Source organism: Luteimonas sp. BLCC-B24 (assembly GCF_028550595.1).
GTDB lineage: Bacteria > Pseudomonadota > Gammaproteobacteria > Xanthomonadales > Xanthomonadaceae > Luteimonas.
In genome coordinates this window covers 713679-727331 of the sequence record NZ_JAQQGN010000001.1, presented here as the reverse complement: position 1 = coordinate 727331, position 13653 = coordinate 713679, and the positions used below count along the sequence as shown (strand labels likewise).

The 13653-nt window shown below is 70.1% G+C and carries 15 protein-coding genes; 8 read left to right on the top strand and 7 right to left on the bottom strand.

Annotated elements, in window-relative coordinates; translation table 11 throughout:
- Nucleotides 1–36 precede the first annotated feature (36 nt).
- Entirely contained in the window at nucleotides 37–1431 is a 1395-nt protein-coding gene (gene miaB, locus PQS31_RS03540; protein WP_272761287.1) for a tRNA (N6-isopentenyl adenosine(37)-C2)-methylthiotransferase MiaB, read from the bottom strand.
- A gap of 118 nt (nucleotides 1432–1549) precedes the next feature.
- On the opposite strand from miaB, the gene PQS31_RS03535 reads away from it, so the two are divergent.
- The 6 genes from PQS31_RS03535 (at nucleotide 1550) to PQS31_RS03510 (ending at nucleotide 6641) form a co-directional block, all read left to right on the top strand.
- On the top strand, nucleotides 1550–2542 hold the full coding sequence (locus tag PQS31_RS03535) for a lytic transglycosylase domain-containing protein (protein ID WP_272761286.1): 993 nt from the start codon (nucleotides 1550–1552) through the stop codon (nucleotides 2540–2542).
- 140 nt (nucleotides 2543–2682) lie between these two features.
- Nucleotides 2683–3321, top strand: coding sequence for a ubiquinol-cytochrome c reductase iron-sulfur subunit (petA, locus tag PQS31_RS03530; RefSeq protein ID WP_272761285.1), 639 nt, complete (start codon nucleotides 2683–2685; stop codon nucleotides 3319–3321).
- On the top strand, nucleotides 3321–4580 hold the full coding sequence (locus PQS31_RS03525) for a cytochrome bc complex cytochrome b subunit (protein ID WP_272761284.1): 1260 nt from the start codon (nucleotides 3321–3323) through the stop codon (nucleotides 4578–4580). The genes petA and PQS31_RS03525 overlap by 1 nt, the downstream gene beginning before the upstream one ends.
- Nucleotides 4573–5316: a cytochrome c1 gene (locus tag PQS31_RS03520; RefSeq protein WP_272761283.1), complete on the top strand. Its 744-nt coding sequence runs from the start codon at nucleotides 4573–4575 to the stop codon at nucleotides 5314–5316. The genes PQS31_RS03525 and PQS31_RS03520 overlap by 8 nt, the downstream gene beginning before the upstream one ends.
- Nucleotides 5317–5484: 168 nt before the next feature.
- Nucleotides 5485–6105: a glutathione S-transferase N-terminal domain-containing protein gene (locus PQS31_RS03515; RefSeq protein WP_272761282.1), complete on the top strand. Its 621-nt coding sequence runs from the start codon at nucleotides 5485–5487 to the stop codon at nucleotides 6103–6105.
- A 47-nt stretch (nucleotides 6106–6152) separates the two neighbouring features.
- Nucleotides 6153–6641 carry a ClpXP protease specificity-enhancing factor gene (locus tag PQS31_RS03510; protein WP_272761281.1) on the top strand — a complete coding sequence of 163 codons (489 nt, stop codon included), beginning with the start codon at nucleotides 6153–6155 and terminating at the stop codon, nucleotides 6639–6641.
- Between the two features lie 202 nt (nucleotides 6642–6843).
- Here the strand turns inward: PQS31_RS03510 and PQS31_RS03505 are convergent, their stop codons facing one another.
- From PQS31_RS03505 to PQS31_RS03495, 3 genes are all read right to left on the bottom strand, one after another.
- On the bottom strand, nucleotides 6844–7176 hold the full coding sequence (locus PQS31_RS03505; protein ID WP_272761280.1) for a DUF3301 domain-containing protein: 333 nt from the start codon (nucleotides 7174–7176) through the stop codon (nucleotides 6844–6846).
- 126 nt (nucleotides 7177–7302) lie between these two features.
- Nucleotides 7303–8175 carry a carboxylating nicotinate-nucleotide diphosphorylase gene (nadC, locus tag PQS31_RS03500; protein ID WP_272761279.1) on the bottom strand — a complete coding sequence of 291 codons (873 nt, stop codon included), beginning with the start codon at nucleotides 8173–8175 and terminating at the stop codon, nucleotides 7303–7305.
- Nucleotides 8172–8441 (bottom strand): Trm112 family protein, encoded by a 270-nt coding sequence (locus PQS31_RS03495; protein ID WP_272761278.1) that lies wholly within the window; start codon nucleotides 8439–8441, stop codon nucleotides 8172–8174. Before PQS31_RS03495 ends, nadC begins: the two co-directional genes overlap by 4 nt.
- A 151-nt stretch (nucleotides 8442–8592) precedes the next feature.
- Here PQS31_RS03495 and purE point away from each other — a divergent pair, with 151 nt between their 5' ends.
- Complete coding sequence (gene purE / locus PQS31_RS03490) at nucleotides 8593–9096, top strand: 5-(carboxyamino)imidazole ribonucleotide mutase (RefSeq protein WP_272761277.1); 504 nt, start codon at nucleotides 8593–8595, stop codon at nucleotides 9094–9096.
- Nucleotides 9093–10259 (top strand): 5-(carboxyamino)imidazole ribonucleotide synthase, encoded by a 1167-nt coding sequence (locus PQS31_RS03485; protein ID WP_272761276.1) that lies wholly within the window; start codon nucleotides 9093–9095, stop codon nucleotides 10257–10259. The genes purE and PQS31_RS03485 overlap by 4 nt, the downstream gene beginning before the upstream one ends.
- Before the next feature lie 470 nt (nucleotides 10260–10729).
- On the opposite strand, the gene PQS31_RS03480 is transcribed toward PQS31_RS03485, so the two are convergent.
- The 3 genes from PQS31_RS03480 to PQS31_RS03470 are packed head-to-tail and all read right to left on the bottom strand — an operon-like array spanning nucleotide 10730 to nucleotide 13622.
- A complete protein-coding gene (locus PQS31_RS03480; protein WP_272761275.1) occupies nucleotides 10730–11527 on the bottom strand; it encodes a heme ABC transporter ATP-binding protein in 798 nt (265 codons plus the stop codon).
- The gene (locus tag PQS31_RS03475) at nucleotides 11524–12579 is read right to left on the bottom strand and encodes an iron ABC transporter permease (protein WP_272761274.1); all 1056 of its coding nucleotides are present in this window, start codon (nucleotides 12577–12579) and stop codon (nucleotides 11524–11526) included. The genes PQS31_RS03480 and PQS31_RS03475 overlap by 4 nt, the downstream gene beginning before the upstream one ends.
- Nucleotides 12576–13622 carry an ABC transporter substrate-binding protein gene (locus tag PQS31_RS03470; RefSeq protein WP_272761273.1) on the bottom strand — a complete coding sequence of 349 codons (1047 nt, stop codon included), beginning with the start codon at nucleotides 13620–13622 and terminating at the stop codon, nucleotides 12576–12578. Before PQS31_RS03470 ends, PQS31_RS03475 begins: the two co-directional genes overlap by 4 nt.
- Between the last annotated feature and the right edge of the window lie 31 nt (nucleotides 13623–13653).

The window sequence follows — 13653 nt, the reverse complement described above, 5'->3', positions numbered from 1 at the left end:
GCCCGCATGACGCCCGCGGCCGGGCGGGCGTCCGGATCAGGCGCCGTCGCGCAGCACGATGCGTCCGCGCAGCGAGTTGCTGAGCGCGGCGGTGATCTCGACATCCACGAACTGCCCGATCAGCCGCGCCGGCGCGGGGAAGTTCACCGAGCGCATGTTCTCGGTCTTGCCGGTGAGCTCGGTCGGATCCTTGCGCGACGGACCCTCGACCAGCACCGTCTGCACCGTGCCGACCATGCGCTCGGAGATGCCCGCGGCATACGCATTGATGTGCGCCTGCAGGCGCGAGAGCCGGGCGTGTTTCTCGTCCTGGCTCACCGAGTCCTCGAGATCCGAGGCCGGCGTGCCCGGGCGCCGCGAATAGATGAAGGAGAACGACTGGTCGAAGCCGACATCCTCGATCAGCTTCATCGTCTTTTCGAAATCGGCCTCGGTCTCGCCGGGGAAGCCGACGATGAAATCCGAACTGATCGAGATGTCCGGCCGCACGGCACGCAGCTTGCGGATCTTCTGCTTGAACTCGAGCGCCGTGTAGCCGCGCTTCATCGCCGACAGAATGCGATCGCTGCCGGCCTGCACCGGCAGATGCAGATAGTTCGCCAGCTGCGGCACGTCGCGGTAGGCCTCGATCAGCGAGTCCGAAAACTCCAGCGGATGCGAGGTGGTGAAGCGGATGCGGTCGATGCCGTCGATCTCGGCGATGGTGCGGATCAGCAGGCCCAGATCGGCGACCTCGCCGTCGCCCATCGGGCCGCGATAGGCGTTGACGTTCTGGCCGAGCAGATTGATCTCGCGTACGCCCTGGCCGGCCAGCTGCACCACCTCGACCAGCACGTCCTCGAACGGCCGGCTGACTTCCTCGCCGCGAGTGTAGGGCACCACGCAGAACGAGCAGTACTTCGAGCAGCCCTCCATGATCGACACGAACGCGCTCGGCCCTTCGGCGCGCGGTTCGGGCAGGCGGTCGAACTTCTCGATCTCGGGGAAGCTGATGTCGACCTGGGGCAGACCGGTCTCGCGCTTGGCGCGGATCAGCTCGGGCAGGCGGTGCAGGGTCTGCGGACCGAACACCAGGTCCACGTACGGCGCCCGCTTGACGATGGCCTCGCCTTCCTGCGACGCCACGCAGCCGCCGACGCCGATCAGCACCGGCTTGCCGTCCTTCTTCAGCGACTTCCAGCGGCCGAGCTGGCTGAAGACCTTTTCCTGCGCCTTCTCGCGGATCGAGCAGGTGTTGACCAGCACCACGTCGGCGTCCTCGACGTTGTCGGTGAGCTCGAGGCCGTCGCTGGCGGCGAGCACGTCGGCCATTTTGGCCGAGTCGTACTCGTTCATCTGGCATCCGTGGGTCTGGATGAACAACTTGCCGCGCGGGACGGGGGCGGGCGCGGCGACGGGCGCATCGCCGGCGTGGGAGGCGGTTTCGGTCATGGCGGTTCCGGGGGCGCGGTGCTGAGTCCGGGCCGGATGGTGGCGGGGCGCGCAGTGTACCGGGATGCGCGGCGCCCGGCCTCCGGGCGCGTTCACAATCAACCACTTGGCAAGCGTGATGGAAGTGTGGACACTCCGCATCGTGAAACGGGGATGGGGACTCATCGCGACGCTCGGTCTGCTGGCGGCCTTTCCGGTTGCCGGCAGCACTCTGTATCGCTGCGACACCGGCGACGGTATTCCCCAGTACGTCAGCAAGCGGGTCGCCGGTGCGAGCTGCCGCGTGGTGAGTGCCGCGCCTGCCGCGCCGCGCCGCGCGGTGCCGGCACCGGCACCGGCACCGGCGACAGCCTCGAGCGCGCCGCGCAGTGCACCCGCCGGTATCGACAGCGGGGCGCCTGCGACGTTCATGGGCATCGCCTCGACCCCCGCATCCGCTCCGGCCACCGCACCCGATCCGGCACCGACCCCCGCGCGGGCGGCGCCGACGCCGGCCGCGTCGCGCGCGAGCAGTGGCCAGCCCCAGCGGCGCCTGCAGCAGGGGCAGGTCTATTCCTACGTCAAGGACGGCGTCCGCCACTACACCAGCAGCCGGCCCAGCGGCAGCGCCCAGGTGGCGGCTGTGCGCACGATTTCCTACAGCTTCGTCGAGACCTGCTACGCCTGCGGCGCCACGCCGGGTGTCAATTTCGGCACGATCCGGCTCAACCACGATGCCTACCGGGCGGAAATCGCGCGGGCATCGCGCGATTTCGGGGTCGAGGAGGCCATCGTGCGCGCGATCATGCACGCCGAGTCGGCCTTCAATCCCAATGCGCTCTCGCGCGCCGGCGCCCAGGGCCTGATGCAGCTCATGCCCGCCACCGCCCGTCGCTTCGGCGTGGTCAACGCCTACGATCCCGAGCAGAACATCCGCGGCGGTGTCGAGTATCTGGCGTGGCTGCTGAAGCGCTTCAACGGCGATCTCACGCTGGCCGCGGCCGGGTACAACGCCGGGGAAGGCGCGGTCGACCGGCACAAGGGCGTGCCGCCCTACAGCGAGACCCAGCGCTACGTGGTCCGCGTCGGCACGCTGGCCGAGCGCTATCGCGGCCAGCTCGCGAGCCGTTGATCAAGCCCTTACCCGCGACCGATTGTCGCTGGATTCAGCCTTCCGTTACACTCGGGCGTCTTTTGCGGCCGGCCGAGGGATGAGGGGCGGGCCGCGGCAGCCAGTACAGAACAGCTACCGAAAAAAGAGCGGAGTACCGGATGGGCGACGAAGCGGTGATCGGGCCTGGGGGTGGAGAGGACCCGGTCAATGAAGGGCGGCGCCGGTTTCTGACGGCCAGCACCCTTGTGGTCGGGGCTGTGGGCGCGGGCATCACCGCGATCCCCTTCATCAAGTCCTGGAATCCCAGCGCGCGAGCCCGGCTCGCCGGCGCGCCGGTGACGGTGGACATCAGCGCACTCGAGGAAGGCCAGCGCCTGATCGCCGAGTGGCGTGGCCAGCCGATCTGGATCGTCAAGCGCTCCAAGGCGATTCTCGAGGCGTTGCCCACCCTCGACAGCCAGCTCAAGGATCCCGAGTCGACGAACGTCGACCAGCAGCCGGCCTATGTGCTCGAGGCGAACCCGGAGCTGCGCTCGATCAAATCCGATATCTCGGTGCTGGTCGGCCTGTGCACGCACCTGGGCTGCTCACCCGAAATGGTGGCCGAGATCCGGCCCGCGCCGTTCGATGCGAACTGGAAGGGCGGTTATTTCTGCCCCTGCCACAAGTCGAAGTTCGACATGGCCGGACGCGTCTATGACGGCGTGCCCGCGCCGACGAACCTGCTGGTGCCGCCGCACCACTACGCCGACGACGACACCATCGTGATCGGCGTCGATCCGGAGGGAGCCGCCTGATGGCCAACGTCCTCGTCCGCGGCGCCAACGGCGTCTTCAACTGGGTCACCGAGCGCGCACCGGCCTTGATGCCGATGTACCGCAAGCACATGACCGAGTACTACGCGCCGAAGAACTTCAACATCTGGTACATCTTCGGCGTGCTGTCGCTGGTCGTTCTGGTCAACCAGATCCTGACCGGCATCTTCCTGACGATGCACTACAAGCCGAGCGCGGCGGACGCCTTCGCCTCGGTCGAGTACATCATGCGCGACGTGGAGTGGGGCTGGCTGATCCGCTACATGCACTCCACCGGTGCGTCGCTGTTCTTCATCGTGGTCTACATCCACATGTTCCGCGGGCTGATGTACGGCAGCTACAAGAAGCCGCGCGAGCTGGTGTGGATCCTCGGCATGCTGATCTATCTGGTGCTGATGGCCGAAGCCTTCCTCGGCTACGTGCTGCCGTGGGGCCAGATGTCGTTCTGGGGGGCGAAGGTCATCATCTCGCTGTTCGGCGCGATCCCGGTGATCGGCAACGGCCTGACCGAATGGATCATGGGCGACTACCTGCCCAGCGACGCCACGCTCAACCGCTTCTTCGCGCTGCACGTGATCGCGCTGCCGCTGGTGCTGCTGCTGCTGGTGGTGCTGCATCTGGGCGCGCTGCACGAGGTGGGCTCGAACAATCCCGACGGCGTCGAGATCAAGAAGGGGCCGAAGGGCAACCGCTGGTCGAAGACCGCGCCGGCCGACGGCATTCCGTTCCATCCGTACTACACGGTCAAGGACGGGTTCTACGTCTGCTTCTTCCTGATCATCGCGGCCTTCATCATCTTCTTCGCGCCGGCGTTCGGTGGCTGGTTCCTCGAGCACGACAACTTCACCGCGGCCAACCACCTGGTCACGCCCGAGCACATCAAGCCGGTCTGGTACTACACGCCGTACTACGCGATGTTGCGCGTGGTGCCGGACAAGCTCGGCGGCGTGATCGTGATGTTCGGCGCGATCGCGATCCTGTTCCTGGTGCCCTGGCTCGACCGCAGCAAGGTGCGCTCGCACCGCTACCGCGGCCCGCTGACCAAGATCATGCTGGCGGTGCTGGTGGTGTGCTTCGTGTGGCTGGGCAAGATCGGCGCCGGCCCGGGCACGGACGAAACGGAAACCGTCATCGGCCGCGTGCTGACGTTCCTCTATTTCGCTTTCTTCATCACGATGCCGGTGTGGACCAAGCTCGACAGGACCAAGGCCGTGCCGGACCGGGTGACGCTGCATGACTGACCGATTCTTCGCCCGCATCGCGACCGCCGCTGCCGGCCTGCTGCTGTCGTTCGGTGCGCTCGCCGCGGCCGGTGGCCCGGTGGAGCAGGCCGGCACCGACATCGGCGACCGCGCGTCGCTGCAACGCGGTGCCCAGCTGTACATGAACTACTGCGCGGGCTGCCACTCGCTGAAGTTCATGCGCTACTCGCGCATGGCCGAGGATCTGGGCCTGACCGAGGACGAGGTGATGAACAACCTCAACCTCACCGGCGCGGCCTTCGGCGAGCACATCATCTCGTCGATGCCGGCCGAACAGTCGGCGCAGTGGTTCGGGCAGACTCCGCCGGACCTGAGCCTGATCACGCGCGTGCGCGGCAGCGACTGGGTGTTCACCTATCTCAAGTCGTTCTATCTCGACGAGACGCGGCCGCTGGGCTGGAACAACACGCTGTTCCCCAACGCCTCGATGCCCAATCCGCTGTGGGAAATGCAGGGCCTGCAGCGTGCGGTACACGGCGAGCTCGACGAGATCGGCGAGCCCACGGTCGCGCATCTGGAACTCGGCAGCCCCGGAAGCCAGAACGCCCAGCAGTTCGACCAGACCGTGCGCGACATCACCGCCTTCCTCGAGTACGTCGGCGAGCCGGCCGCGCTCAAGCGCCAGCAGCTCGGCGTCTGGGTGCTGCTGTTCCTCACCTTCCTCACGTTCATGGCGTGGCTGCTGAAGAAGGAATACTGGCGCGACGTGCACTGACGCGAACGGCCCTGTGACCGGGGCCGGACGGTGCCCGGGCCGCGTTGCCCGACGCGGCGGGGAAATGCGAGACTCGGGGACCGCGACGACCGTCTGCGAGGGGCAGCCGGCGTCACGGGGCTGGCGGATCCAGCCTCCGGAAGGCCGACGACGGCCATGAGTGCCTCCATGCGAAATGTCCTGACACTGTTTTCCTCGGTCGATGATGTGCTGTGCCACCGTGCGCGCCTGGTGCTCGCGGCGAAGGGCGTGACCTACGACATGGTCGTGGTGGATCCGCAGAATCCGTCCGAAGACCTGATCGATCTCAACCCCTACCACTCCGTGCCGACCCTGGTCGAACGCGAGCTGGTGCTCTATGCGGCCAGCGTCGTCAGCGAGTATCTCGACGAACGCTACCCGCATCCGCCGCTGATGCCGGTCGATCCCTTGTCGCGCGCACGACTGCGCCTGGCGATGCTGCGGATCGAACACGACTGGGTACCGCAGGTGCAGGCGATCCAGATGGGCAACAAGGCCCAGGCCGAGGCCGGACGCAAGCGCCTCAAGGAACTGCTGACCGCATCGGTGCCGCTGTTCAAGGCCAGCAAGTTCTTCCTCAACCCCGAAATGAGCCTGGCCGATTGCGCGATGGCGCCGATCGTCTGGCGTCTGCAGGCCCTGGAGATTCCGCTGCCCAAGGACGGCGCCAAGGCCATCGACGATTACGGCAACCGGATCTTCCGCAGTCCCGGTTTCGTGCGCAGCCTCACTCCGCAGGAGCGCGCGCTGCGCCCGCTGCCCGAATGAGCCGCGCCGCGCATTCCGGATCGCCGACGAATCGTTAGACTGTCGGCATGACGGACCGATCGCCCGCGATGACCAGCCACCGCCCGTATCTGCTGCGGGCGCTGTACGAATGGATTGCCGACAACGGCATGACACCGCACATCCTCGTCGACGCCCGCCTGCCGGGCGTGCGCGTGCCCGCGCATGCGGTCAAGGATGGGCGCATCGTGCTCAACATCGCCGATCGCGCGGTTGCCAAGCTGGACATGGATAACGACAGCGTGCGGTTCTCGGCACGCTTCGGCGGGGTGAGCCAGTCGGTGATCGTGCCCATCGCCGCGGTGCTCGCGATCTACGCGCGCGAGACGGGGCAGGGCATGGCGTTGCCCGACGACATGGCCGGCACGTCCACGGACGATGCGCTCGACGATGACGAGGCGATGTCCGCCGACACGCGTCCCGCTCTGGAGGCGGTCGATGGCGACGGGCCGGATGGGCCGCCCGATGACGAACCACCGCCCGAGCCGCGCCGCGCGCATCTGCGCGTGGTGAAGTAGGCGCGCACCGCGTCCCGCGGTGTTCGGGACGTCGAGGCGCTGCGCGCGGTGAGTCGGTCCACCCGCGGGCGGCCCGTGCACGGCCGCGCTGGCCGGTTTGCACTCGGCGTCACCGCCGGACCGCTGCGAGGCTCCGAGCGCCGCCTCTCGACGAGGCCCCTCGGCGGCGCGGCCAATACCGGCGCGGCGTCTACGCCGCGCGCTAGTACGGTGAGACGACCTGCGGCCGCGCGGGACCGCTGAACGCGACCAGCTGCTCGCCGCGCAGCACCAGATGGCCGATGTGCCGCTGGATGCCGTCGTCCGAATATTCGAACCGGAAGCTGCGCTCGATCCGCAGGCGCCCGTCGTCGCCGCGGCGCAGGCGCATCGAATGCGCGTGCACCGCCTGGTCGAGCCACTGCACGCCGGCGCGTTCGCAGGCCTCGCGGCCGAGCTGCCCGGCCCGTTCGGCGGCGGCGCGCGATGCGCTCCACCACTGGAACGCCGCGAACACGGCCAGCATTACGAAGATCATCGCCGGAAAGTCGGGCATGGGCGAACTGTGGCGGCGAGGCGGGCGGCAGGCAAGTATGGCGCCTTCGTCGCAGGCCCGGCCCGCCGGGCACGGGACATCGATCGAACAGGGCGGCCCGCACGGCTGGACTGCGGGCTGGGCGGCTCAGCCCGGCGGCGGACCCAGTTTCAGCGACAGATCGATCGCCTGCACGTGCTTGGTCAGGCCGCCGATCGAAATGCAGTCCACCCCGTCTTCGGCGATCGCGCGCAGGCCGGCCAGATCGACGCCGCCGGACACTTCCAGGGGAACACGGCCGTCGAACGGCGCGGCGCGGGCGATGCGCACGGCCTCGCGGCGCGTGCCGGCATCGAAGTCGTCGATCAGCACCCGCGTGCAGCCGGCGGTCAATGCCTCACGGAGTTCGTCGAGGGTTTCCACTTCCACGATCAAGGGCAGGGTCGGGGCCTGCGCACGCGCCTGCGCGATCGCCGCGGCGATGCCGCCTGCGGCGCGCACGTGGTTCTCCTTCAGCATCACCGCATCGAACAGGCCCACGCGATGGTTGTGGCCCCCACCCACGCGCACGGCGTACTTCTGCGCCTGGCGCAGGCCCGGCAGGGTCTTGCGGGTGTCGAGGATGCGCGTGCCGGTGCCTGCAACCGCATCGACATGACGTGCGGTAGTCGTCGCGGTGGCACTCAGCGTCTGCATGAAGTTCAGCGACGCGCGCTCGGCGCTGACCAGGGCCCGGCTGCGCCCCTGCAGCGTGGCCAGCACGGTGCCGGCGGGGACGCGGTCGCCTTCGCTCACACGCCAGTCGATGCGCACGTCGGGATCGAGCGCACGGTGGCAGGCGTCGAACCACGGGCGGCCGCAGACCACGGCGTCCTGCTTGCACAGCAGATAGGCGATGTCGGCGGCGTCGGGCAACAGCGCGGCCGTGACGTCGCCGCTGCCGATGTCCTCGGTCAGGGCCGCGGCGACGTCCGCGGCGACCGCCGCGTGCGGCACGACGAAGCGGTCGCCGGCGGTCATGCCTTCGGGAAGTCGGCGACCTGGCCGGTCGCGATGGCCTCTTCGACCAGCAGCACCGGGATGCCGTCGTCGACGCGGTAGACCCGCTTGCGGTCGTGTGTGACCAGCGCTTCGCGCAGGGCCTCGGCCTGCGCGCTGCCGTCGTCGCGCGTGATGCCGCCGGCGGCGATCGCCGCGTTCAGCGCGTCGAGGCCGGCACGGTCGAGCAGGGCGAGCGGCTGGCGGCTGGCGGGGCAGACGAGGATGTCGAGCAGCTTGCGGTCCATGGGCGGCGGATGCGTGAAGACGGAGCGCGACAGCGTAGCACTCCGCCCGCGCGCGCCGGCAGCACGCGATGGAACGACGGCCGGACGTGCAGCGGCACCGACGCGGCGCGGCGAACACGATAAAATGCGCCTTTGAGGCCGGGAACCGCGCATGACCAGCAGCTCCATTCCGCCGAAGGTCGGCATCGTGATGGGTTCGCGCTCCGACTGGGAGACGATGCAGCACGCCGCGCAGAAGCTCGAACAGCTCGGCGTCGCGCACGAGATCCGCGTGGTGTCCGCGCACCGCACGCCGGACGTGCTGTTCGAGTACGCCGCGAGTGCGAAGTCGCGCGGACTGCGCGCGATCATCGCCGGCGCCGGCGGCGCCGCGCATCTGCCGGGCATGCTCGCGTCGAAGACCGCGGTGCCGGTGCTCGGCGTGCCGGTGCAGTCCAAGGCACTCAACGGCATGGATTCGCTGCTGTCCATCGTGCAGATGCCGGCCGGCATTCCGGTGGCGACGTTCGCGATCGGCAACGCCGGCGCCGCGAACGCGGCCCTGTTCGCCGCCGCGATGCTCGCGGCCGACGATGCCGCGGTCGCCGCGGCGCTGGATGCGTTCCGCCAGCGCCAGACCGACGACGTGGCCGCCAACGACGATCCGCGTCGATGAGCACGCAGGCACGGGCCACGACCACGGTGGGCATTCTCGGCGGCGGCCAGCTGGCGCGCATGCTCGCGCTGTCGGGCGCGCCGCTCGGCCTGCGGTTCCTGGTGATGGACACCGCCGACGACGCCTGCGCGGGACAGTTCGCGCCGCTGCTGGTCGGCGATTACCGCGACGACGCCGCGCTGGCGCAGTTCGCCGAGAAGGTGGACGTGGCGACCTTCGATTTCGAGAACGTGCCCGCGGCGAGCGCGCACTGGCTGGCCGGGCGCGTGCCGGTGTTCCCGAATCCGGATGCCCTGGCGCTCACCCAGGATCGTCTCGCCGAGAAAACCCTGTTCCGCGAACTCGGCATTCCCGTGCCGGACTTCGCCGATGTCGCCACGCGCGCCGATCTCGAGGCGGCGATCGCGCGCATCGGCACGCCGTGCATTCTCAAGACCCGGCGGCTGGGCTACGACGGCAAGGGCCAGTTCCGGATCAAGTCGCCGGCCGATGTCGACGCCGCCTGGGCGGCGCTCGGTGCGCAGGCGTCGAGTGTGGGCCTGATCCTCGAAGGCTTCGTCGCGTTCCAGCGCGAGCTCAGCGTGGTCGCCGTGCGCGGCCGTGACGGCGAGTTCCGCGCCTGGCCGCTGACCGAGAACTGGCATGTCGACGGCGTGCTGTCGGCGAGCCTGGCGCCGGCGCGCGTGGACGAGGCGCTGCGCGCGACGGCCCTGTCGCACGCACGGGCGATCGCCGAACGGCTGGACTACGTCGGCGTGTTCGCGCTCGAACTCTTCTGCCGCGACGGCGAACTGCTCGCCAACGAACTGGCGCCGCGCGTGCACAACTCCGGGCACTGGACGATCGAGGGCGCCGAGACCTCGCAGTTCCAGAACCATCTGCGCGCGGTACTGGGCCTGCCGCTGGGGGAGACCGCCGTGCGCGGCATCGCCTGCATGCTCAACTGGATCGGCGAGATGCCGGAGGCGATGCCGATGCTGTCGACTCCCGGCGGTCATTGGCACGACTACGGCAAGCAGCCGCGCGACGGCCGCAAGGTGGGCCACGCGACGCTGCGCGCGGACGAGGCCGAGGCGCTGGCGCAGCGGCTGGCCGATGTCGGCGAGGCGCTGGGGCGACAGGCGCAGGTGGCCCCGGTCGTGGCGCGCTTGCGCGAAGGCTGAGCGCGGTCCGGGCGTTGAATCGCCCGGGCGTCGTTCCCGGCGAACCGCCACACGTCCCTCCGGGCGCTGCACGACCAGCCGCGGCCGCCACGGGGCGGGTCGGTGATGGCCTGCACGACGGGCTCCCCTCGGCGTTCGCGCGCACGGTGCGCGCCGATAGTCGGCGACGACCGCACAGGCGCCTGCGTGGTGTGGCGCCCGAGTTCCCGCGGCCGGCCACGGGGTCGCCCGGTGACGGCCGCGCTGCGTCGAGCCGGGTGTCGGCAAGGCGGTGCCGTGGACGAGGTCGCGACGGCCCCCATGCGCGGCGAAGCCGGGGGCGCGCACTGACGGTCGAGGATCCGCAGGTGGGGTCGTCGCGCAGGCAGCAATGAGGGTGGACGCGGAATGCGGGCATCGCCTGGGTCCTCGCAACGAGCGCGCACGGGGGCGCTGCCCGCGGCCCGTCCGATGCCGGCGCGCGATCCGACTCAGGCGCGTGGATCGTCGCTGACGACCAGCGGCACGCCGCGAGTGGGGTGTTCGAGCACCAGCACCGGCTGCGCGTAGACGCGTTCGATCGTCGCCTGGGTCAGCACCTCGCGCGGGCTGCCGTCGGCGGCGATGCGGCCGCCGTGCAGCATGACGATACGGTCGGCGTGGCCGGCGGCCAGGTTCAGATCGTGCAGCACGACGATCACGCAGGCGCCGTCGTCGGCGAGGCCGCGCGCGATGCGCAGCACGGCTTCCTGGTGCTGCAGGTCGAGCGCGGCGGTGGGCTCGTCGAGGAACACGACCGGCGTGGTCTGTGCGAGCACGCGCGCGAACGCGGTGCGCGAGGCTTCGCCGCCTGACAGCGTCTGCACGTCGCGCGCGGCGAGGTGGGTGACGTCCGCGGATGCCAAGGCCGCATCGACGATGCGCCCGTCCTCCGCAGGCGCCGGTGGATGCGGCAGCCGACCCATCGCGACGACTTCACGCACGCTGAAACCGAAGCGCACCGCGTGGTCCTGTGGCAGCACGCTGCGCTCGCGGGCGAGCGGGCGGGCCTTCCAGTCGCGCAGCTCCGCGCCGGACAGGCGCACGCGGCCCTCGGCCGGTGCGAGATCGCCGCTCGCGACCGCGAGCAGGGTCGATTTGCCGGCGCCGTTCGGGCCGACCAGTGCGGTCAGCGTGCCGCGCGCGAAGCGCAGGTCGACCGCATCGAGAATCGCGCGCCCGTCGATGCGCACGCTCACGCCGTCGAGCGCGAGCACATCCTGCGCGGCGTCGTGCGTGTTCGGGCTCATGCGGTGCCCTTGCGGCGCAGCACCAGCCACAGGAAGAACGGCGCGCCGAGCGCGGCCGAGAACAGGCCGAGCGGGATTTCCGACGGTGGATCGAGACTGCGCGCGGCGGTGTCGGCGACGACGATCAACAGGCCGCCGGCGACCGCCGAGAGCGGAATCAGCCAACGGTGCCCCGGCCCGGCCAGCAGGCGCACGAAGTGCGGCACCACCAGACCCACGAAGCCGACGACGCCGGCGAAGGCGACCGCGGAGCCGACCAGAAGCGCGCAGACCGCGATCAGCATCAGCCGCGCGCGGTTGACGTCCAGGCCGATGTGCTGGGCCTGGCGTTCGCCCAGCGCGAGCATGTCCAGCGGCGTCGCCAGCGCACGCAGCGCGACGGCGCCGAGCACGAACGCGGGCAGGGCCGCCAGCATCGAGTTCCAGTTCGCCATCGCCAGCGAGCCCATCTGCCAGAACACCAGCGACTGCAGCTCGTCGGCATCGGCGATGTAGGTGAAGAAGCCGATCGCGGCCGAGCACGCCGCGGCGATGGCGATGCCCACGAGCAGCAACGTCGCCGTGCCGGTGCCGCGATCGGGCCGGGCGAGCAGGTAGATCAGTGTGGTCGTCGCCGCGCCGCCCAGAAACGCGGCGACCGGGATCGTCCAGGCGCCGAATGCGGTCGCGCCGATCACGATCGCGCCGACCGCACCGAGCGCCGCGCCATGGGTGACGCCGACGATGCCGGGATCGGCCAGCGGATTGCCGAACAGGCCCTGCAGGCCGGCGCCGGCCATCGCCAGCGAGGCGCCGACGATCACCGCCAGCAAAGCGCGCGGCACGCGCAGGTTCCACACCACCGAGATGTCGCGCTGGGTCAGCGCACCCGCCTCGACCACGCCGAGCTTGTGCGCGATCACGTGCACCACATCGCCCGGCGGGATGCGCAGCGGGCCGATGCCGAACGACAGCACGATCACCACCACCAGCAACGCGAGCAGGGCGACGAACAGCAGGCCGCCCGGCGGTCGCCGGACCAGGCCGGTGCGTCGTGCCGCGGCGCCGCTCATGCGCCGGGCGCGGCGTCGAGTTCGGCGGCCAGCGCGGCCAGCGCCTGTGCCAGTGCGACCGCGCCGGCGCCGCCGCCGATGCTGCTGACCTTGAGCTGGGTATCGGGCATCACCCAGACGCGGTTGGCGAAGCCGGCCGGCGTCTGCTTCAGCGACGGGTAGGCCTTCCACAGCCCGGGCTCGCCGCCGAACACGCGCAGGTCGTCCTCGCTGACCAGGATCACCTCGGGCTCGACCGCGACGATGCCCTCGTTGCTGAGCTGCGAATAGTTGGCCACCTTGGCCTCGTCGCCGACGTTGATGCCGCCGGCGAGACGGATCAGCCCCGCGGCCGCGGTGTCAGCGCCGCCGACGGTCGGCGAGCCGCCGCCACCGGTGGCGGAGATGTGGATCACGCGCGGCTTGCGCGTGTGGGTGGCGGCGATGCGCGCGGCCTCGTCGAGCTGCTGCTGCACCTGGGCGGCGAGCTGCTCGCCTTCGTCGGCATGACCGAACACGGCGGCGAGCTTGCGCACCTTGTCGGGAATGGGCTGCAGTTCGTCGACGATCACCAGCGTCTGCCCGGCGTCGCGCAGCGGCTGGGCGAGCTTGCCGTGGCGGCGCAGGCTGTTGCCGACGAACAGCGTGCCGTCGAGGCTGAGGATGCCTTCGACACCGGTGGTGCGATTGAACAGGAAGTGATGCGGCGCGTTGCGTCCGGTCGCGGTGACCGAGTTCGTGGGCGCGGCGAACACCTGCTCGGCCAGGCCGAGTGAATCCATGACCATCACGATGTCGTCGTTGCCGACGATGGTGCGTGCGGTGTCGGTGACCGTGACGTCGACCCCGTCGTCGGAGCGCACCGTGACCGGCAACGCCTGCGGCGACCGCGCAACGCGCGGGATGTCGGTGCCGGCCACGCGCTGCCAGCCCTCGGGCAGGACCGCATCACCGGACTGCGCGGCGGCGACTGCCGAGGGCGCGTCCCCGGACGGGGGCGCGCATGCGGTGAGAGTGCAGGCGAGGGCGATCAGCAGCGGAGCAAGGACGCGGGGCTCGGACATCTTCGATTCCATCGCAAAAAAAAGCGGCCGG